Annotated in this window: 18 protein-coding genes and 1 tRNA gene; 9 read left to right on the top strand and 10 right to left on the bottom strand. The window is 41.8% G+C overall.

From position 1 onward, the window contains the following. Positions 1–87 precede the first annotated feature (87 nt). Positions 88–164: transfer RNA gene (locus PSF16_RS00320), tRNA-Met, on the bottom strand. Positions 165–390: 226 nt separating this feature from the next. Here PSF16_RS00320 and mltA point away from each other — a divergent pair. Both mltA and tcdA read left to right on the top strand, forming a co-directional pair. Continuing rightward, complete coding sequence (mltA, locus tag PSF16_RS00325) at positions 391–1,482, top strand: murein transglycosylase A (RefSeq protein WP_272688602.1); 1,092 nt, start codon at positions 391–393, stop codon at positions 1,480–1,482. A 62-nt stretch (positions 1,483–1,544) separates the two neighbouring features. Continuing rightward, complete coding sequence (gene tcdA, locus PSF16_RS00330; protein ID WP_006660125.1) at positions 1,545–2,354, top strand: tRNA cyclic N6-threonylcarbamoyladenosine(37) synthase TcdA; 810 nt, start codon at positions 1,545–1,547, stop codon at positions 2,352–2,354. A gap of 43 nt (positions 2,355–2,397) precedes the next feature. On the opposite strand, the gene csdE is transcribed toward tcdA, so the two are convergent. Continuing rightward, positions 2,398–2,859 (bottom strand): cysteine desulfurase sulfur acceptor subunit CsdE, encoded by a 462-nt coding sequence (gene csdE / locus PSF16_RS00335; protein ID WP_036962884.1) that lies wholly within the window; start codon positions 2,857–2,859, stop codon positions 2,398–2,400. 11 nt (positions 2,860–2,870) lie between these two features. Further along, positions 2,871–4,076 carry a cysteine desulfurase CsdA gene (gene csdA / locus PSF16_RS00340; protein WP_006662979.1) on the bottom strand — a complete coding sequence of 402 codons (1,206 nt, stop codon included), beginning with the start codon at positions 4,074–4,076 and terminating at the stop codon, positions 2,871–2,873. Between the two features lie 637 nt (positions 4,077–4,713). Between csdA and PSF16_RS00345 the strand changes: the two genes are divergently transcribed. From PSF16_RS00345 to rlmM, 3 genes are read left to right on the top strand one after another with little or no spacing between them, the layout of a single operon-like run. Then, positions 4,714–5,655: a transcriptional regulator GcvA gene (locus tag PSF16_RS00345; RefSeq protein WP_006660122.1), complete on the top strand. Its 942-nt coding sequence runs from the start codon at positions 4,714–4,716 to the stop codon at positions 5,653–5,655. A 27-nt stretch (positions 5,656–5,682) separates the two neighbouring features. After that, positions 5,683–6,078, top strand: a complete 396-nt coding sequence (locus tag PSF16_RS00350) for a DUF423 domain-containing protein (RefSeq protein ID WP_272688603.1) — start codon at positions 5,683–5,685, stop codon at positions 6,076–6,078. Then, entirely contained in the window at positions 6,071–7,174 is a 1,104-nt protein-coding gene (rlmM, locus tag PSF16_RS00355) for a 23S rRNA (cytidine(2498)-2'-O)-methyltransferase RlmM (RefSeq protein WP_036962889.1), read from the top strand. The genes PSF16_RS00350 and rlmM overlap by 8 nt, the downstream gene beginning before the upstream one ends. Positions 7,175–7,236: 62 nt before the next feature. Here rlmM and xni read toward each other — a convergent pair whose 3' ends face one another. From xni to queF, 3 genes are all read right to left on the bottom strand, one after another. Further along, positions 7,237–7,992, bottom strand: a complete 756-nt coding sequence (gene xni, locus PSF16_RS00360; RefSeq protein ID WP_112859938.1) for a flap endonuclease Xni — start codon at positions 7,990–7,992, stop codon at positions 7,237–7,239. Positions 7,993–8,036: 44 nt separating this feature from the next. After that, on the bottom strand, positions 8,037–9,404 hold the full coding sequence (gene ppnN, locus PSF16_RS00365; RefSeq protein WP_006662984.1) for a nucleotide 5'-monophosphate nucleosidase PpnN: 1,368 nt from the start codon (positions 9,402–9,404) through the stop codon (positions 8,037–8,039). 103 nt (positions 9,405–9,507) lie between these two features. Further along, positions 9,508–10,353 (bottom strand): NADPH-dependent 7-cyano-7-deazaguanine reductase QueF, encoded by an 846-nt coding sequence (queF, locus tag PSF16_RS00370; protein WP_272688604.1) that lies wholly within the window; start codon positions 10,351–10,353, stop codon positions 9,508–9,510. Positions 10,354–10,508: 155 nt separating this feature from the next. Here queF and syd point away from each other — a divergent pair, with 155 nt between their 5' ends. Beyond that, positions 10,509–11,069: a SecY-interacting protein gene (syd, locus tag PSF16_RS00375; protein ID WP_272688605.1), complete on the top strand. Its 561-nt coding sequence runs from the start codon at positions 10,509–10,511 to the stop codon at positions 11,067–11,069. 383 nt (positions 11,070–11,452) lie between these two features. Here the strand turns inward: syd and PSF16_RS00380 are convergent, their stop codons facing one another. Then, on the bottom strand, positions 11,453–12,349 hold the full coding sequence (locus tag PSF16_RS00380) for a VirK/YbjX family protein (RefSeq protein ID WP_006662986.1): 897 nt from the start codon (positions 12,347–12,349) through the stop codon (positions 11,453–11,455). Positions 12,350–12,597: 248 nt separating this feature from the next. On the opposite strand from PSF16_RS00380, the gene PSF16_RS00385 reads away from it, so the two are divergent. The 3 genes from PSF16_RS00385 to PSF16_RS00395 are packed head-to-tail and all read left to right on the top strand — an operon-like array spanning position 12,598 to position 14,175. After that, complete coding sequence (locus tag PSF16_RS00385) at positions 12,598–12,936, top strand: YqcC family protein (protein WP_006658417.1); 339 nt, start codon at positions 12,598–12,600, stop codon at positions 12,934–12,936. Positions 12,937–12,939: 3 nt separating this feature from the next. Beyond that, the gene (truC, locus tag PSF16_RS00390) at positions 12,940–13,698 is read left to right on the top strand and encodes a tRNA pseudouridine(65) synthase TruC (protein WP_154633219.1); all 759 of its coding nucleotides are present in this window, start codon (positions 12,940–12,942) and stop codon (positions 13,696–13,698) included. 24 nt (positions 13,699–13,722) lie between these two features. Next, the gene (locus tag PSF16_RS00395) at positions 13,723–14,175 is read left to right on the top strand and encodes a flavodoxin (RefSeq protein ID WP_006658415.1); all 453 of its coding nucleotides are present in this window, start codon (positions 13,723–13,725) and stop codon (positions 14,173–14,175) included. Positions 14,176–14,259: 84 nt separating this feature from the next. On the opposite strand, the gene PSF16_RS00400 is transcribed toward PSF16_RS00395, so the two are convergent. From PSF16_RS00400 to glnD, 3 genes are all read right to left on the bottom strand, one after another. Next, on the bottom strand, positions 14,260–14,646 hold the full coding sequence (locus tag PSF16_RS00400) for a DUF3461 family protein (RefSeq protein ID WP_006658414.1): 387 nt from the start codon (positions 14,644–14,646) through the stop codon (positions 14,260–14,262). Between the two features lie 458 nt (positions 14,647–15,104). Beyond that, on the bottom strand, positions 15,105–15,932 hold the full coding sequence (gene dapD, locus PSF16_RS00405) for a 2,3,4,5-tetrahydropyridine-2,6-dicarboxylate N-succinyltransferase (RefSeq protein WP_272688606.1): 828 nt from the start codon (positions 15,930–15,932) through the stop codon (positions 15,105–15,107). Between the two features lie 59 nt (positions 15,933–15,991). Beyond that, positions 15,992–18,631, bottom strand: coding sequence for a bifunctional uridylyltransferase/uridylyl-removing protein GlnD (gene glnD / locus PSF16_RS00410; protein ID WP_006658412.1), 2,640 nt, complete (start codon positions 18,629–18,631; stop codon positions 15,992–15,994). Positions 18,632–18,671 lie beyond the last annotated feature (40 nt).

Consider the following 18,671-nt stretch of genomic DNA (forward strand, 5'->3'; position numbering starts at 1 on the left):
CCTGAAATATTCACTACTTTGGGATACTACTTTGATTTTACTGCTGAATTTACTTTGACTAAATCAATATTGACTGAATCAAGAAATTGGTTGCGGGGGCTGGATTTGAACCAACGACCTTCGGGTTATGAGCCCGACGAGCTACCATGCTGCTCCACCCCGCGTCCGATAGCGGGCACTATACTCGGGATGAGATCTGATGCAAGTTTTTTCGTGTTTTTTTTTCATTTTTCATCGATCGGAGTTTAAAAATCGCACAGAATGTTGCTTTTTTGTTCTTTGTTGGTGTTGAACTCAGAAATAACTTAACTAAATATTTATACTCGTTTCATTCTCAATTTGGGTTTGCTATTGTGCGCTTCATATTGGATATGTGTTAGGTGGTAAAAGATGAATTCATGGCAGAAAGGGTTAATTGCGGGCGTCTTTTTTTCTTTACTTGCAGGGTGTCAGTCTCATCCGACAGATAAAGGACAACAATATAAAGACGGAAAAATGCATAGTGACTTGCAACAAGTTAATCAGGTTAATGTGCAAGGGCGACCAATAAATGCGTCGGATTTTAATCGCCAAGTGACTGAGATTCAAAATGCATCACCACGCTTATTCAACAGCAATAATGATACTTACCATGCGATAGAGAATTGGTTAATGGCAGGTGGGGATCCGGCTCAGTTGTCGCGGTTTAATTTATCAGCCTTCCAAATGGAAGGGATGGATAACTACGGAAACGTTCAGTTTACAGGTTACTACACTCCCGTAATTGAAGCCCGTCGTTCGCCACAAGGGGATTATCAACATCCGTTATATGGAATGCCGTCAAAAGGCAAGAAACGTTTACCAAGTCGCGCACAAATCTATAATGGTGCGCTCAGTAACAACTTGATCCTCGCTTACAGTAACTCTCCTGTCGATAACTTCATGATGGAAGTGCAAGGTAGTGGTTATGTCGACTTTGGTGATGGTAGCCCTTTGAATTTCTTTGCTTATGCAGGGAAAAATGGTCATGCCTATAAAAGTATTGGCAAAGTATTGGTTGATAGAGGCGAAGTGCCATTAGAAAAAATGTCGCTGCAAGCAATTCATGATTGGACTAACACGCACAGTGAGCAAGAGGTTCGTGAATTACTGGAAAGCAACCCATCATTTGTCTTCTTTAAACCACAATCGTTTGTCCCAGTTAGGGGAGCGAGTGCTGTGCCATTAGTGGCAAAAGCCTCGGTAGCATCAGATAAAACATTGATTCCACCTGGAACTGCATTGCTAGCCGAAGTGCCAGTATTAGATAGTAATGGAAAATTTACGGGTAGATACGAAATGCGTATGATGGTTGCTCTCGATGTGGGGGGCGCAATTAAAGGGCACCATTTCGATATTTATCATGGAACAGGGCACGAAGCGGGCAAAATGGCAGGCTTTTATAACCATTATGGTCGTGTATGGGTACTGAAAAAGAGTCAGCCTGTTTTTAGTGCGATGTAGTGATTATTTACTAGATTGTTATTTTTACTAAGTTACCGTTTTAACTAAGGTTGTTTGTGATTATGCAAGCTCAGCTTTCTGAGGCGTGGATGCAGCGATTCGCTGGAATTGGGCGCTTATATGGGCAAAAAGCCCTTCATCTTTTTGCGCGTTCACATGTGTGCGTTATTGGTGTGGGCGGCGTTGGCGTTTGGGCTGCGGAAGCATTAGCACGCTCTGGTATTGGTGCGATCACTTTGATCGATATGGATGACATTTGCGTCACAAATACCAATCGTCAATTGCATGCATTGAAATCGACGGTGGGATTACCAAAAGTTGATGTAATGAAAGAGCGTATTTTAGCCATCAACCCAGAATGTACCGTCAATGTTATTGATGACTTTATAACAGTCGATAATGTGGCTGAGTACCTTTCTTTGGGGTTTGATTATGTTATCGATGCCATCGACAGCGTAAGACCTAAAGCAGCATTACTTGCGTATTGCCGTCGTTTTAAAATCCCCGTAGTCACAACGGGCGGCGCTGGGGGACAAATTGATCCGACTCAAATCCAAGTTACCGACTTAGCTAAAACAGTCCAAGATCCACTCGCTGCCAAATTGCGTGAACGCTTAAAATCAGACTTTAACGTTGTGAAAAATGGTAAAGGCAAGCTGGGGATTGATTGTGTGTTTTCGACAGAGCAATTGGTTTACCCTCAAAGTGATGGAACCGTCTGTGCGGCGAAAAGTACAGCGGATGGCTCAAAACGGATGGATTGCGCATCAGGTTTTGGTGCTGTCACGATGGTCACAGCTAGCTTTGGTTTTATTGCCGTGTCACATGCGTTGAAAAAGATGGTCGCTAAAGCGCAAAGAGAGGCTAAATAGTTGGCATTGAGGCTACCGTATCCGCGTAGCCTCAATCATGTCATTATTCTGCCGGGGTCATCTCCCCTGCAATATTCTTAACCGCAGAAATTAACGCCTGTATCCCATTTTGGCGGGATTCACTGAGTTGTCCTGATAAACCCGTTTGATTGAAAATTTCATCAAAGTCAGTGTCTAAAATTTGCTGTGCATTTTTATGTTCAATACAGGCAAGTAAAACGGCAAATAATCCTTTCACCACACGCCCTTCGCTATCCCCATAAAAATGAAATGTGTCATCTTCATTGAGGATGGCGCCAATCCAGACGCGGTTTTCACAACCCTGAACTTCTTGAGTTTGCTGCTTTTCTTCTTCAGTAAGGGTTGGCAGTTTTTTGGCTAATTGAATGAGCAGGCGATATTTATCTTCCCAAGCTTTTTGTTTGGAAAACTGTTCAACGATTTCGTGAATGACAATCTCTGTGCCAAATGGATGAGAAGCCAGTTCATGTCTAGACAAAGTCATGTGATTACCTTTTAATCATTTAAAATCGACAGTGCAAATTTTACAGAATTAATAAATTTATCAATATCTTGTTTGTTGTTGTATGGCATGGAAGAGATGCGCAAGCAGCCGCTTATATTGAGTGCGTCCATCAACGGTTGAGCACAATGCTGCCCATAGCGTAGTGCAATTTTTTGTTCGGTCAAGAAGAGACCTAAATCACTATGATGAATATTGTGGAAATTGAAAGATAAAAGTGGTGAGTTTTCTGTGCGATAACAAATAATACCGTCGAGTTGCGACAGTTGCTCATACGCGTAATCTATCAGAGAACACGTATAGATTTCAGCTTGTGTTAAATCTTGGGTTGAAAGCCATTTAAGCACTGCTGCAAAGGCAATGACACCTGCAATGTTAGGTGTTCCGGCCTCAAAACGTTGTGGTATTGGCGCGAGAGTAAAGCCTGAAAAATCGACGTGACTTAACATTTTGCCACCACCATGCCACGGATTCATGTTGGCTAAATGTTCTGGTTTTCCGTAACAGACTCCTAATCCGGTTGGTCCATATAATTTATGGGCTGAAAACACGTAGAAATCTACATCTGTCGCCAAGATATCTAGAGGGTGATGTACAACGCCCTGTGCGCCATCCACAACAACTTTTGCTCCAACTTGATGGGCTAATTTAGTTATGGTGGAGATGTCCGGCTGGTAGCCTGTTACGTTGGACATTTGAGTGATAGCAATAACTTTAGTTTTTGTGTTTAAGATAGAGCGTAGTGCGTTGATATCGAGCGTTAAGTCAGGTTCTATTGCCCATTTTACGACCTTTGCACCTGTTTGCTGTGCCAACATCAGCCATGGTAGCAAGTTAGAATGATGCTCAGTTTCGCTGACAATAATTTCGTCGCCACTTTGAAGTTTCTCGCGAAAATAGCTTTGAGCAATCAAATTTATCGACTCAGTGGTACCGCGAGTCCAAATAATGGATTTTTCGTCGGGCGCATGGATTAACTTAGCCGCTAAGGAGCGCCCTTGCTCATAGAGTTGCGTGATTTTTAATGCCTCTGGCGATTGCCCTCGATATACAGAACTGCCTGAAAAACGATAGTAATTATCGGAGGCGTTGACCATTTCCAGCGGTTTTAGTGCGGTAGCGGCACTGTCTAGAAAAACGATATCTGAGCTGATAGCAGGAAATTGCTGGCGAAATTGAAGGGCGTTAAAGTTATCCATTATGCTGATTCTTTGTCGTTAATCATTCAGTTGGTGAATGTGATTATGATCTGGCTATGATAATAACGGAAAACAGTGAATAAGTAGATGGGTACAAAAAATGTTATTCAGTTATCGATTATTAGACATAATTTGTTACACTTAACAGGAAGATTTTTGCTCAGATTTTAGAATAATTGCGCGCCATAAAAATGCAACGTAGTTTAAAACGTTTTCGGTTTACTTTTAATCTAATGATTAAATTTAATTTAAGGTGGTTTTGTGTGCTTTTTTACTCTTAGTCTGATGGGATAATAATTTTTATCTTCCATAATGGATTTTATCGCGCTCAACATAAAAAAAAGCACCGCGCTTTGGCGGTGCACTATAAAATCACTATGGACAGACAGGGTAAATGTACAGGAAGTGAAAAAAACAGTAGCAATTGCTACAAAGCCTGGTTTAACCAGACAACTTGCAAACACAACATCACAACCACAAAGCCAAAAGTTTCAAAGTAACTAAACTCTGCAACTTTTCGTTCCGGCTTAGGAAGTGTGCATACTATAGGTATTTACTAGCGGATCCTCAATGGACAATTTATAATGCTTCGGATGAGAAAAACTAATGCATATAACAAAGCTGAGCCGAAGAGATTATGTCTAAAAGATTACCGCCTTTAAATGCTCTGAGAGTGTTTGATGCCGCCGCCCGTCATTTAAGTTTTACTAAAGCGGCAGATGAATTATTTGTGACACAAGCTGCTGTTAGTCATCAAATAAAAAGCCTAGAAGATTTTCTTGGTTTGAAGTTGTTTCGTCGCCGAAATCGCTCATTGTTACTGACGGAAGAAGGGCAAAGTTATTATCTTGATATTAAGGAAATTTTCTCGTCTTTAAATGAGGCGACGAGAAAGCTTCAAGCCAGAAGTGCAAAAGGCGCACTCACTGTAAGCTTATCGCCAAGTTTCGCGATACAATGGCTAGTTCCTCGTCTTTCTGGATTTAATCAAGCGTTTCCCGGCATTGATGTACGTATTCAAGCGGTTGATCGGGAAGAAGATAAGCTAGCCGATGATGTCGATGTTGCGATTTTTTACGGTCGAGGAAATTGGACAGGTCTAAGAACTGACAGGCTGTATGCTGAATACTTAATGCCAGTGTGTTCACCTTCGTTGTTAACGGGTGGGAATCAACTTAAAAATCCTGAAGATCTAGCAAAGCATACATTACTTCATGACTCTTCTCGCCGTGATTGGCAGGCATATGTGAAGCAGTTAGATTTGCAGAATATTGTTAATGTACAGCAGGGACCTATTTTTAGTCACAGTTCGATGGTGATTCAAGCTGCAGTACATGGACAAGGCGTTGCGCTAACTAACAATGTGATGGCAAAAAATGAAATTGATGCGGGCAGATTGGTGTGCCCATTTAGTGAAGTTTTAGTGAGTAAAAACGCATTCTATCTGGTCTGCCAAGAAAGTCAGGCCGATTTAGGGAAAATTGCGGCATTTCGTCAATGGATCCTCGCGCAAGCAGCCAGTGAGCAAGAAAAGCTCGGGTTTATTACCAATGACCAAGATTTGACGCATATACAATAATCAAACAGTAAAAACGAAGGTGCTATTGTGAATAGTCGTTTGATGTTAATTTTTGCAGGGATCAGTGGATTTTTTGTGGTCGCATTTGGTGCTATTGGCTCGCATGCACTTGCACCAATGATGAGCTCTTATCAAATGGCATGGATTGAGACAGGATTGCGTTATCAAATGTTTCATACCGTTGCATTAATGGTGCTAGGCGCAGTATTACTGCGTAAAGTCATTTTATGGTTCTATTGGGCTGGGGTATTTTTCTCCGTCGGAATACTTCTTTTTAGTGGTAGCCTTTATTGTATGGCCTTATTGCAGGTAAAATACTTCTCTTATTTTACGCCAATAGGTGGCGTTTGCTTCCTAGTTGGCTGGCTTTTAGCAGTTATTGGCGCTATGCGTCTAAGGAAATCGGCGTCACGCAATGAGTAACAAGATTGCATTATATTGCCGCCCGGGCTTTGAAAAAGAGTGTGCAGCAGAAATTACAGATAAAGCAGGACAACGTGAAATTTACGGTTTTGCTCGTGTTAAAGAGAATAGCGGCTATGTTATTTTTGAATGTTATCAGTCTGAGGACGCAGACATTCTTGCACGCACGCTGCCATTTCGTGAATTAATTTTTGCTCGTCAAATGTTTGTGGTAGGTGATTTATTAAAAGATCTACCTCCAGAAGATAGGGTTACTCCTATTGTGAATGCGCTTAGCAAGCAGGTTGAGCGAGCAGGTGATCTGCGCGTTGAAGTCGCAGATACCAATGAATCAAAAGAGTTAATGAAGTTTTGCCGTAAATTTACAGTACCTCTGCGTAATGCGTTACGCCAAGAGAAAGTATTATTGGCGAAAGAGAACTTTAAACGCCCGGTGATCCATGTGTTCTTTATTGCACCGGGGTGTTGTTATGCCGGCTATTCTTATTCGAATAATAGTTCGAATTTTTACATGGGCATTCCGCGTTTAAAATTCCCATCAGATGCACCAAGTCGTTCAACGTTAAAATTGGAAGAAGCTTTCCATGTGTTTATTCCTTATGAAGAGTGGGATGAGCGTTTAGGGAGTGGAATGAAAGCCGTTGATCTTGGAGCATGTCCAGGCGGGTGGACTTATCAGTTGGTGAAACGCAGTATGATGGTTGATGCCGTTGATAATGGTCCAATGGCGGAAAGCTTGATGAATACAGGGCAAGTTCGACACCATCGTGAAGATGGCTTTAAATTTAAGCCGACATCGCAGAATATCACTTGGTTAGTGTGTGATATGGTAGAAAAACCCGCGAAAGTTGCTGCATTGATGACGCAGTGGTTACAAGAAGGCTGGTGTCGTGAAACCATTTTTAACTTGAAGTTGCCGATGAAAAAGCGTTATGAAGAAGTCGCGCATATTCTGGAAAAAATGAAAGTTCAGCTGAAAGAGAATGGTATCAACGTTCTGATCCACGCGAAACAGCTTTACCATGACCGTGAAGAAGTCACCGTGCATGTACAACGTGTTTGGTCTGCAAACCCAATGGCGCGTGAATATTATTAAGTCAAAGCTGGATTGGTTTGAATAGCAAAAAGGTCACTTCAAAGTGACCTTTTTTGTGTCGACTATTTAGCTTGATAGCGTAATTGGTTTAGGTTGCCTTTCAACGCAATATTCGTTTTTAGTGTCGCAATTTCGCGGCAGATTATCGCTATATCTTTTTGATTTGCTAATTTTTTCTGCCATTTTTCTTCAAGAACATCAAAGTTGGCGTACAAATTTTCAATCGAGCGGAATCGCTGAAGCAGCTCCGTGGCGCTTTTAGCTCCAATTCCTGCAACTCCGGGAACTTTACTGCTGCTGATCCCCGCTAAACCCCAGTAGTCAGGAAGTTGTTCAGGTTTGACCCCAAATTCATTTTCGATAAAAGGCACGTCTAGCCAGCGTTTTTGAAAATAGTCACGAATACGTAAATTGGGTGACAGCAACTGACAATAGCCTTTATCGGTGGAGACGATGGTGACGGTATGCCCAGAATCGGCAATGCGTTTAGCGAGAGTGGCCGCTAAGTCATCGGCTTCGTCTCCCTCAGATTGCCAGCAATGAATACCATTTTCTTCAAACTGAGCAACTAAGTTGGGGAGTTCAGTGTGTAATGATTCAGGCATAGGCTGACGTCCTGCTTTATAGTCAGGTAGCTTTTCATGGCGCCAACTATGGTGTCGACCTTCCTCATCAAAGACGGCAACAACGTGAGTTGCATTAGTGTGGTTAATCAATTGAGAAATAGCGGACAAGCAGGTTTCTCCACATGGGCTACCTTGAACCGCGTGGATACGTCGAATTAAATTTAAAGCATCAATAATTAATAAATGGATCATAAGCCGTTTGGTAGTTAAACGCGCCGTCCTTGGCGCGTAGGTGATTATTTCACAATTTCATAGCAAGGTTCGTAAGCGGTGCCACCCGGCAATTTCATACGATGCTGTTTCACGAAACCTTGGAGTAAAATATCCATACGTTTCATAATGTCGCTATCACCGTGAATTTTGAAAGGACCATGTTTTTCAATGGCTTTCATACCAACTTCTTTCACGTTACCCGCGACAATCCCAGAGAAAGCACGACGTAAATCAGACGCCAATTTTTCAGGAGATTGGTCTGGGTGCAAGTTCAGTGACGCCATATTTTCATGGGTTGGTTCAAATGGATGCTGTAAGTCTGGTGCAATTTTAATCGACCAGTTGAAACTGTAAGCGTCGCCAGTATTACGGCGGCTCTCTTTCACAGCAGACATTCCTTTTTTCATTACGCGAGCCACTTCTTGTGGGTTATCGATAATGATTTGATAATGTTTGCTGGCTTCATCACCCAGAGTGTGGCGAATAAAGTCATCCAGTACAGAAAAATATTCAGCACTCTCTTTTGGTCCCGTGAGCACGAGAGGTAACACTTGCTCGGTATTTTCAGGATCCATCATGATGCCTAACAAATACAGAAGTTCCTCCGCAGTCCCTACACCACCTGGGAAAATAATAATCCCGTGAGCTAAACGCACAAATGCCTCGAGACGTTTTTCGATGTCAGGCATGATAATCAGTTCGTTAACGAGTGGGTTAGGTGGCTCTGCCGCGATGATAGAGGGTTCGGTTAAACCGATAAAACGACTGTCTTTGTAACGTTGCTGCGCATGACCAACCGCAGCGCCTTTCATCGGCGCTTCCATCGCGCCCGGTCCACAACCGGTACAGATATTCAGTTCGCGTAAGCCAAGTTCATTACCAACTTTACGACCATATAAATATTCGTTTTCATTGATGGAGTGACCACCCCAGCACACGATCATATTCGGGTCTTCACCAATATGCAGAGCACGGGCGTTACGTAAAATAGAAAAGATCATGTTGGTTAGATGGACACTGTTTTCCAAATCGAGATGGAATTGCTGTTTTGCTGTACTGATTTGTCCATGCACAAACAGAATATCGCGCAGTACAGCAAACAAGTTAGCTTGTAATGAGCGAATAATTTTTCCGTCAACGAATGCTTTTTCAGGGGGATTGATGAGTTCCAGCTTAATGCCACGTTCGCGACGTAAGATATTGATATCAAAACTTGCACTTTTTTCTAATAGCTCTTTACTGCTGTCAGTTAAGCTTCCTGAATGTAACACTGCTAAGGAGCAGTTTCGATACAATTGATACAAATGGCTGCTCGCCGTACGTTTCAGCATGTCGACTTCAAGCTGAGACAGTAGATCCATAGATCCTAATGGACTGATATGAGTAATCAAGTAACACTCCTTTACCCAATTGGGCTATTGACGCGTGAATTACATTGAAAATGATTTAAATAGCATTCTCTTAAATTACACTGTTTTTCAATTTAGTAGGTACTTATTGCCGTGCCAAACGACCCGTTTCAGGCTCAAATTGTTCATTACTGCGCCATGGATTGATATCCAATCCACCTCGGCGAGTATAGCGTGCATATACCGATAACTTTTCCGGTTTGCACAGTATTGTTATGTCGTTGAAAATGCGTTCCACGCACTGTTCATGAAATTCATTATGATGACGAAATGAGACGAGGTAACGTAATAACGCTTCGTGATTGATTTTCGGACCACGATAATGAATTTGTACTGAACCCCAATCAGGCTGGTTGGTGATCAAGCAATTTGATTTTAACAGATGGCTGACGAGGATTTCTTCGACGACCTCTGATTGGGTACAATCGACCAGATACTGACGATTAAATTCATAGTTATCGATGTCAATCTCTTGCTCATCAATACAGACACCTTGGAATTGGTGAATGGCTTGCTGAGTGAAATCGTCAAGCTTATAAAGTGTAACCTTAACCTCGCCGTTAGCACAGCGGCTTAGGTCTTTTTGCAAAACGGTTCGCACATTTTCCCACGTTTCAAAACGGGTCTGGTTGAAACTGTTGAGGTAAAGCTTAAAACTTTTGGATTCCACGAGATTTTCACTTGTGGCATCAACACTAACAGAGCCTATAGCAACTTGAGGGACTCCGCGGGCGTTTAGCCAAGAAAGCTCATACAGTGTCCAGATGTCTGCGCCGTGAAATGGCAGGCTATCAGCATGAATGTCCAAAGGATCTCGATTAAGACTGCGTGGTACAGCTTGTAATAAAGCGGCATCATATTGGTCATGATAAGCCGTCTTCTTTCCCAGCGTTAAATTATCGAGAGCAGGGTTATTCTGATAGTGAGACATAGTGATCCTTATCTTTCGGCACATCAGTCCTTAATAGGTAAACTGAGTACGTTTTATTCGTTTGTTAACTTCTGTCATAATACCACTTATCTGTAATATTGAGTCCGCCAATTTAAATTGGTTTAAATAATGTTATTTCTAACAATTGAAAAACGATGAATACAATAATCTCTGATTTAATTAAAAATTTTACTAGCCAGTATGTAGCAAAGTGGCAAGACGTTACGGGATTACCGCCAAGTTCCGCTGAACTTTATGGCGTACCGTCTCCTTGTATCGTCCGTACTGGTGACGATGTGGTTTATTGGGAGCCTCAACCATTTCCATTAGCAGAAAAAAGCCTAAGTAATGTAGCTAATGGTGTCGACTTGCAATTACAAGATGACATCCATGCTTTTTATACTACGCAATTAGCCGGAGATATGTGTGCGACATTCAATGATCTGTCATTGAACTTGGTTCAAGTGTGGAGTGAAGAAGATTTTATTCGTTTACAAGAAAACCTGATTGGGCATCTAGTGACGCAAAAACGATTAAAGTTATCACCAACGCTGTTTATCGCCACATTAGATTCTGAATTAGAGATGATTTCCATGTGTAATTTAACGGGAGAAATTATTGTGGAAACATTCGGAAGTAAGCAGCGACGGGTAATTGCAGAAAATCTTGCGAGTTTTATTCAACAGTTGAAGCCAGTTATATCATCTCAGGGGTAAGAGATTAGCAGCATTGAACTGTAAGTTATTACCTACAATTGGGTTAAGCCATATCTTAATAAATTTTCATTTTACTGAAATGATAACTATTTAACTTTTAATTTCATGGCATTACTATCTATTTTAAGTTTTTTATTATTTTTTGAACCACATAAGAATGGAATACTAGGTTGTTTCATTAATGGATTTAATACATTCTTATCGGGCTGGACAGGGTAGTTGTTTAGCGATTTACATTTTAAAAACAAGGAAATGGATAGCCTAGCAGAGCAGTTAATTTGCTCATTTTTCTAACAGGATGTTAGGCGGCAGGAAGTCGCATTGCAGGATGCAAGTCAGTTGATAGATAAGTAGCCAGTTAGTTTTTAACTGGCTACTTTTTTTTATTTCTGCGCCGTGTTTGAGTAGAGGGTAAGGGATTGAACTATGTTCTGGAACATGGCTTCTCGTAGCGCCTCGCGTTTACGGAATTCAGAGCGTCTCTGGCTTTTAACGGATTCAATATCACGTACGGGTTCTTGAAGCGGTAACTGATACCATCCCGCAGAATTTAATACACCGCCACACTCTTCCCAAAACGTATCGTAGCTGGATTTTAAATGCTGGCTCTTGATATGACAGTTATTCGAAATCCCGTTAATCGATTTGATTTGGAAATAAGCCGCTACAGCATAAATGGCTGACATTAACAGATTTTTAGGCCTCATTGCGTGCATTTGTTTCGTGATAGATTTCACTTGCTCTACGCTCTGCTCGGTAGATGGTCCTTGTAGAGAACACACATAGAGTTGACCTTGTTCCCCGAATGAGAAACTCATCAGATAGATTTCATCTCCAGTTTCATTGAGTAAATGAATTGAGAGATCCCCTTCACGAGGATATTGGGAATAGATCATTTTTAATTGCGCAAAATCACCCGATTTTAGCTCAATATTAGCAATAGTCAGCCCTTCACGTTTATCCGAAAACATGGCAGTAATGGCTTCGGGGGTAAAGGTTCTTTCAATTAAGTCTAATGTGTAGCTCGCAGTTGATAACTTTTCTTTACCGCTCCACGCTTTGTGCAGATATTTATTTATAGGACGCTCAATAAATTGTGGTACGCCATCAATGGACGCGGATAATAGAGCGCTCTGATAGCTGTCGCACATCGATTGATATTGCTGATATTGTTGTGAAGGCAATCTAGCAATGCGAATCTTTCTTTTTAGCTGTACATATTTGTTAGTGAAAGATTTCCATGTCTGATTTTGTTGACGCCACTGCTTTAATAGTCCCATAGATAAACCATCTTTATGTTAATAATGAAAAAAGCAAACTGTATAGAAAAACATTTGATAATAAATGCCAAATATACAATAAATGATAAATGATTATTAATTTTTTTAATAAATATGAGCGAAAGGATATAGCGGAATAATTTGAGGGCGTTTGATTGCTTTTTATTTCAGCCATCCCCATGTTTTCGACAGAACCGTGCCATAAAATACGGTATATTTTGAATTATTACAGTCGAATAGGTTTTAGTATGAATATTGAGCAACGCATTCTAGAGAAACTCGGGCATCTCGAAATGGAAATGAGAGACAAATCTCTATGGGATGAGCTTCCACCAAGCCCTGAAGCGTTTGAAAGCGTAGAACCTTTTGCTATTGATACGATGGAAGCTGCGCAATGGTTACAGTGGATCTTAATTCCCCGCCTAACCGCAATGATAGATCAAGGTGCGATGTTACCGAACAATTTTGCTATTGCCCCTTATTTTGAGGAAATCTACAAAGAAGATGAGGAAGGGCGCTTTATTGTGTTCCTAGACCATCTTCGTGAGTTAGATAGCTATTTTCAATTCACCATGATGGGCGAGTAACTGATGCTGGAAATTATCTATCAAGATGAGTATGTGGTTGCAGTCAATAAACCTGCAGGCATGTTAGTTCATCGCAGCTGGCTCGATAGTAAAGAGACGGTGTTTGTCATGCAAACATTGCGAGATCAAATTGGGCAGCATGTTTTTCCTATTCACCGTCTTGATAGACCGACATCAGGCGTTTTGCTGTTTGCGTTGTCCAGTGATGTAGCAAGGCTACTGGCAGAGCAGTTTGAGCAGCATCGTATGGAAAAAGTGTATCATGCGATTGTTCGAGGCTATGTCATGGATGGGGATAGGTTGGACTATCCGTTATTGGAAGAGCTCGACAAAATTGCAGATAAAAATGCGACGAAAGAACCAAGGCTACAAGAGTGTGTTACTCACTATAAACCGTTGGCAACAGTCGAGTGCTCTGTCGCTATCGGTCGCTATGATACTGCCCGTTTTAGTCTTGTCGAGTTAAAACCAGAAACAGGTCGTAAGCATCAATTAAGACGGCATATGTCCCACTTGCGCCACCCAATTATTGGGGATAGCAAGCATGGTGATTTACGGCAAAATCGCGGTGTGGCTGAGCATTTTTCTGTCTCACGTTTGATGCTACATGCTAGTCAGCTAATATTTATTCACCCTATAACAGAAGAAAAAATATCCTTAGTCGCATCGTGGGATGCACAATGGCTATCACTCATTGAGCAATTTGGATGGATTGACGCCGTCAATGAGCTCGACATCGATGTTATCAATCGTTCTATTTGATATTTTTTCATAAGGAGGGGCATTATGTCCAAAATCGGAATTTTTGTCGGGACGGTATATGGTAATGCATTAGCCGTTGCAGAAGTGGCGCAAGAGATTCTTGAACAGCAAGGTCATGAAATTGAAGTGTTTGATGAGCCGACATTGGCGGATTGGCAAGTCTATAATGCAGGTGAAGGTATTGCTTTGGTGATCACCTCTACCACTGGGCAAGGTGATTTCCCTGATACGATCGCGCCCCTATTTTATGAAATTAAAGATGTTATCGGTTATCAGCCTGAGCTGAGATATGGCGTCATTGCTTTAGGTGATAGCAGTTATGAAAATTTCTGTGGGGCAGGAAAGCAATTCGATGAGCTGTTAGCCGAGCAATCGGGCAGTCGTATTGGCGATATCTTATTTATTGATGCGACTGAAGTGGAAGAGCCCGAAGAGTTTGCTAAAGCATGGTTACAGGCTTGGGCTGATATGCTTTAAGTATGATAAAACAAGCATCTGCACTGTAAAAGTATTGGTGGTTGAATACCAAACGAGGATTTACAGTGCAGTGGGAAAACGCGATTATTTACGCGTTAACTTTTCAAGGTCGGCTTCAATTTCTGCGATTTTGTTGGATACCACATGCTCTAAATGACGTAAGTCATCCAAGATTTTGTGTTTTAAATCGATATCAGTGTGGTCGCTTTGACAAATTTGATCTAATTCTTCAATTACATAACGTAAGTTAGTATTGATTTCGTTAATTTCTTTGAAGTTATTGCTACCATCAGTGGCTGCTACCGTTTTACGCTGACGTGGGTATTTAAATTTCACGCTTTTAGCGAAGAACTCACCTTTATCTTTACGAAAATAGATTTTTAAAATGTCGTTATTAGCTTCTTGGCGCAGGGAATAGCGGTCGATATCTTGTGGATTGCTGATACCTAAACTTTTCAGATTGTCGTACATATTAGCTCGCTTAATCGTAAGGGACTATGTCAATGACCTTGGGGTTATAAACAAAGCGGTCTCTCTTTATAACCATTTACTGAGCCCTAATTGCTTATAGAATGATGAGTGACAAAATAACCATCTAATAATAGCAGTTAATTGACCAAGGGCGGTAAATTCTCGGTCATATTATGCGCGATTAATCGTGTTTGACCAACCTCTCTTTCTAATAAAAAATACTTTATTATTTAGGTTATTTATCTATAACCCAGAGGTTTCTGCTGACTTAACGGGGTATTTATGCTTAGGGGAAGGAATTTTTCATTGTGGATCAAGGGGCACTCGGCTACCCGATTTGCAGACAAAGTATGCGCTTCGGGGTAGCTTTGCGTTTGGCACCTTGTAACCCTTAAAATATAAGGGGGAGGTGAGAGTTTTGAGATTGATTAAGTAGTTAGAGGATAATTATCCGCATATTACTCATCAATACTTCTTAATAACTCGTTGATACCCACTTTACCGCGGGTTTTTTCATCGACTTTCTTCACAATCACTGCACAGTATAGGCTGTAGCTACCATCTTTAGAGGGTAAGTTACCTGAAACTACAACAGAGCCGGCAGGGACGCGACCATAGAAAATTTCACCAGTCTCACGATCATAAATTTTGGTGCTTTGACCCAAGTAAACGCCCATTGAAATAACAGAACCCTCTTCGACGATCACCCCTTCAACGACTTCAGAACGTGCGCCGATAAAGCAGTTATCTTCGATGATAGTCGGATTCGCTTGTAATGGTTCAAGAACACCACCGATACCAACACCACCAGATAAGTGAACATTCTTACCGATTTGTGCACAAGAACCCACGGTTGCCCATGTATCAACCATTGTGCCTTCATCTACATACGCCCCAATATTGACGTAAGATGGCATTAATACGCTGTTTTTAGCAATATAAGCGCCTTGACGTACTGCGGCTGGTGGCACAACGCGGAAGCCTTCACGTTCAAAACGGGCTTTGTCGTAGTCAGCAAATTTCATCGGAACTTTATCAAAATAACGACTTTCTGCGCCTTCAATGACTTGGTTATCATGAATACGGAATGAGAGTAAAACGGCTTTTTTCAACCACTGGTGAGTGATCCAAACTCCGCCAATTTTTTCTGCCACGCGCAGTTTACCGCTATCTAATAATGCGATGGTTTCTGTCACTGCTTGTTTGACGGCAGGTGTCACGGTGTTAGGCGTAATCGATGCGCGATCTTCAAAGGCTTGCTCAATAATTGCTTGTAATTGTTGCATTAATGCTTTTTCTCCTACAATGGTTCTCAGTCAGGGACATGCCATAAATCAGGTTGGCACTATAATTTATCCTTCGATTTAAGGGCTTCTGTCAACCTTTCTGATAACTCTTGTTGCATATTTTTATCCAGCGCTTTGTGTTCTTTGTCGGCGAGAACAAAAAAGTCTTCGACTTTTTCACCAATAGTGGTGATACGGGCACCGTATAACGAAATCTCCATTTGGGCAAAAATATGCCCTATTTTGGCAAGCAGTCCAGGTTGATCGAGGGCGAATAACTCCATGTAGGTACGACGTTCATGATTGGAGTGCAAGAAATTCACTTTCGTTGGCACGCTGAAATGACGCAATTTAGCTGGGATCATGCGCGGTTTTGGTAATGGAATTTCCGGTTGTTGAACCGCGAGTAACAAGGCTTTGCGAATATGTTCATATCGATCTTTTGAAAGTGGTGAGCCATTGGGTTCAAGTACAACAAACGTATCCATCGCCATATTATCTTTATTGGTAAAAATTTGAGCGCTATGAATACTTAAATTGCGTCTATCAAGTTCACTCGCAACTGCTGCAAATAAGTGTGGCTTATCATGACACCAGATGAAAATCTCCGTTCCACCATGTTTGGGCTGCGTGCTGATTAATATCAATGGTTGGGTTAAATCATGTTTGAGCAGATGATTAGCATGCCAAGCGAGTTGCATGGGGGTGTGGCGTAGAAAATAATCCGCATGGCAGCGGGACCATAATTTGTTGAGCTGTTCTTCATCAATATGAGATTGGCGTAGCAGCGATAGTGCCTGATAACGATGGTGGCGAATGCGTTCTCGAAGATCTGGAGTGCTTTGCATTCCTTGGTTAAGCTGATGCTCTGTTGAAAGGTAGAGTTCGCGAATCAGGCTTTGTTTCCAACTATTCCATAATGTACTGTTTGTGGCACAAATATCTGCAACGGTTAAGCACATAAGGTAGTTTAAGCGAGCGGTCGATTTTACATTTCCAGCAAATTGTTTAATCACATCAGGATCTTGAATATCTCGGCGCTGCGCTGTTACGGACATTAGCAGGTGGTTTTTCACTAGCCATGCAACGAGTTCGGCATCTTTGGTCGTAAAATCGTGTTGTAGAGCGAACTCATAGACAAATTCAGCTCCTAGCTCAGAATGATCTCCAGAGCGTCCTTTGGCGATATCATGAAACATGGCGGCTAATCGTAGGAGCTCTGGCTGCAAAATTTTCGGGTAAACACTGACGCAGAGAGGGTGCTCGCGGCGATTTTCTTCTTGTGTGAAGCTATCAATTTTTTGTAGAACGCGAATGGTGTGTTCATCCACGGTATAGGCGTGGAATAGGTCAAACTGCATTTGACCCACAATATTGCTCCAAAACGGGGTATAGGCACTGAGAACACTGTGTAAGTGCATGGGCACAAATGCCCCTTTGATTGCTCTGGGGTGGCGCAATATTTTCACAAACATACGGCGCGCTTCAGGAATTTCACATAAGGGAACCTTAAGATCGCGCCTTGCAAACCGTAATTGGCGTAATGTTGTGGAATAAATACCGTCAATATTCGGATTGCGCGCCATTTGATAAAACATTTTTAAAATGGCTTCGGGCTGCTTGATGAACAGCATTTCATCAATAACATCGATTAAATTACCACGTAGTTGAAAATACTCATCGATAGGTCGTGGTTTTTCATTTGGATTCAACGCTAAGATGGCTTCATCAAAGAGCTGAAGTAGCATTTGGTTTAGTTCTCTAACGCGGCGAGTGACGCGATAGAAATCCTTCATCATACGTTCGACAGGCTGGTTCCGTTCACCGGTATAACCTAATGATTGTGCAACACTAAATTGGCGGTCGAATAGTAATCGGTTATCATAGCGCTTAACGACCAAGTGTAAGGCAAATCGAATTTTCCATAAGAATGTTAAACACTCTTTGAGCTCATGGCGTTCCTCTTCGGTGAGAAAGCCAAATCCAACCATTTCATCTACGGTCGTTGCGCCAAAATGACGTCGTCCTACCCACAGTAAGGTATGAACATCTCGTAATCCTCCGGGGCTACTTTTAATGTCAGGCTCTAAGTTGTAACTGGTACTGTGATAACGCTGGTGGCGTTCTTGCTGTTCTGCCAACTTAGCGGCGAAGAAAGTGGCTGAAGGCCAAAAGTCATCACTAAATATGGTTTTCTGTAAGGTTAAAAATAGCGCGATATCACCACAAATTAGACGAGATTCAATCAAATTAGTGGCAGTGGTTAAGTCTTGTTTTCCTGCCTCAATGCATTCTTCCAGTGAGCGAACGCTGTGCCCAATATCAAAGCGTAGATCCCAAAGTAAGGTGATAAATTGTCCCACTTTGGTGGCAATATTTTCAGGAAGAGGCTGTTGGCTTAGGACTAAAATATCAATATCTGACAGTGGGTGAAGTTCATGACGCCCGTAGCCGCCCACTGCAATCAGTGACATATTGGCACATTGATCAAATTGGTAAGATTGCCAGAGCTTGGTCAGTAAGGCGTCAAGGTAGTCGCTGCGCGCGTGCAGTAAATCCACGACATTTTGCCCTTGGTGAAAAGCGGATTCTTGCCAAGCATCAAATTGATCAACGTGTTGTCGAAGCGCTGAAAGCTCAAGGTCAGAAGGTTGGAACTGAGTGGGGGAGAGGTAGCTGTTTGAAGGTGCTGTCATCATGATCTGTCCGTGTTGAGAGCCATACAGAGATTATGATCAG

It is taken from the genome of Providencia sp. PROV033 (genome assembly GCF_028484855.1).
Taxonomy (GTDB): domain Bacteria; phylum Pseudomonadota; class Gammaproteobacteria; order Enterobacterales; family Enterobacteriaceae; genus Providencia; species Providencia alcalifaciens.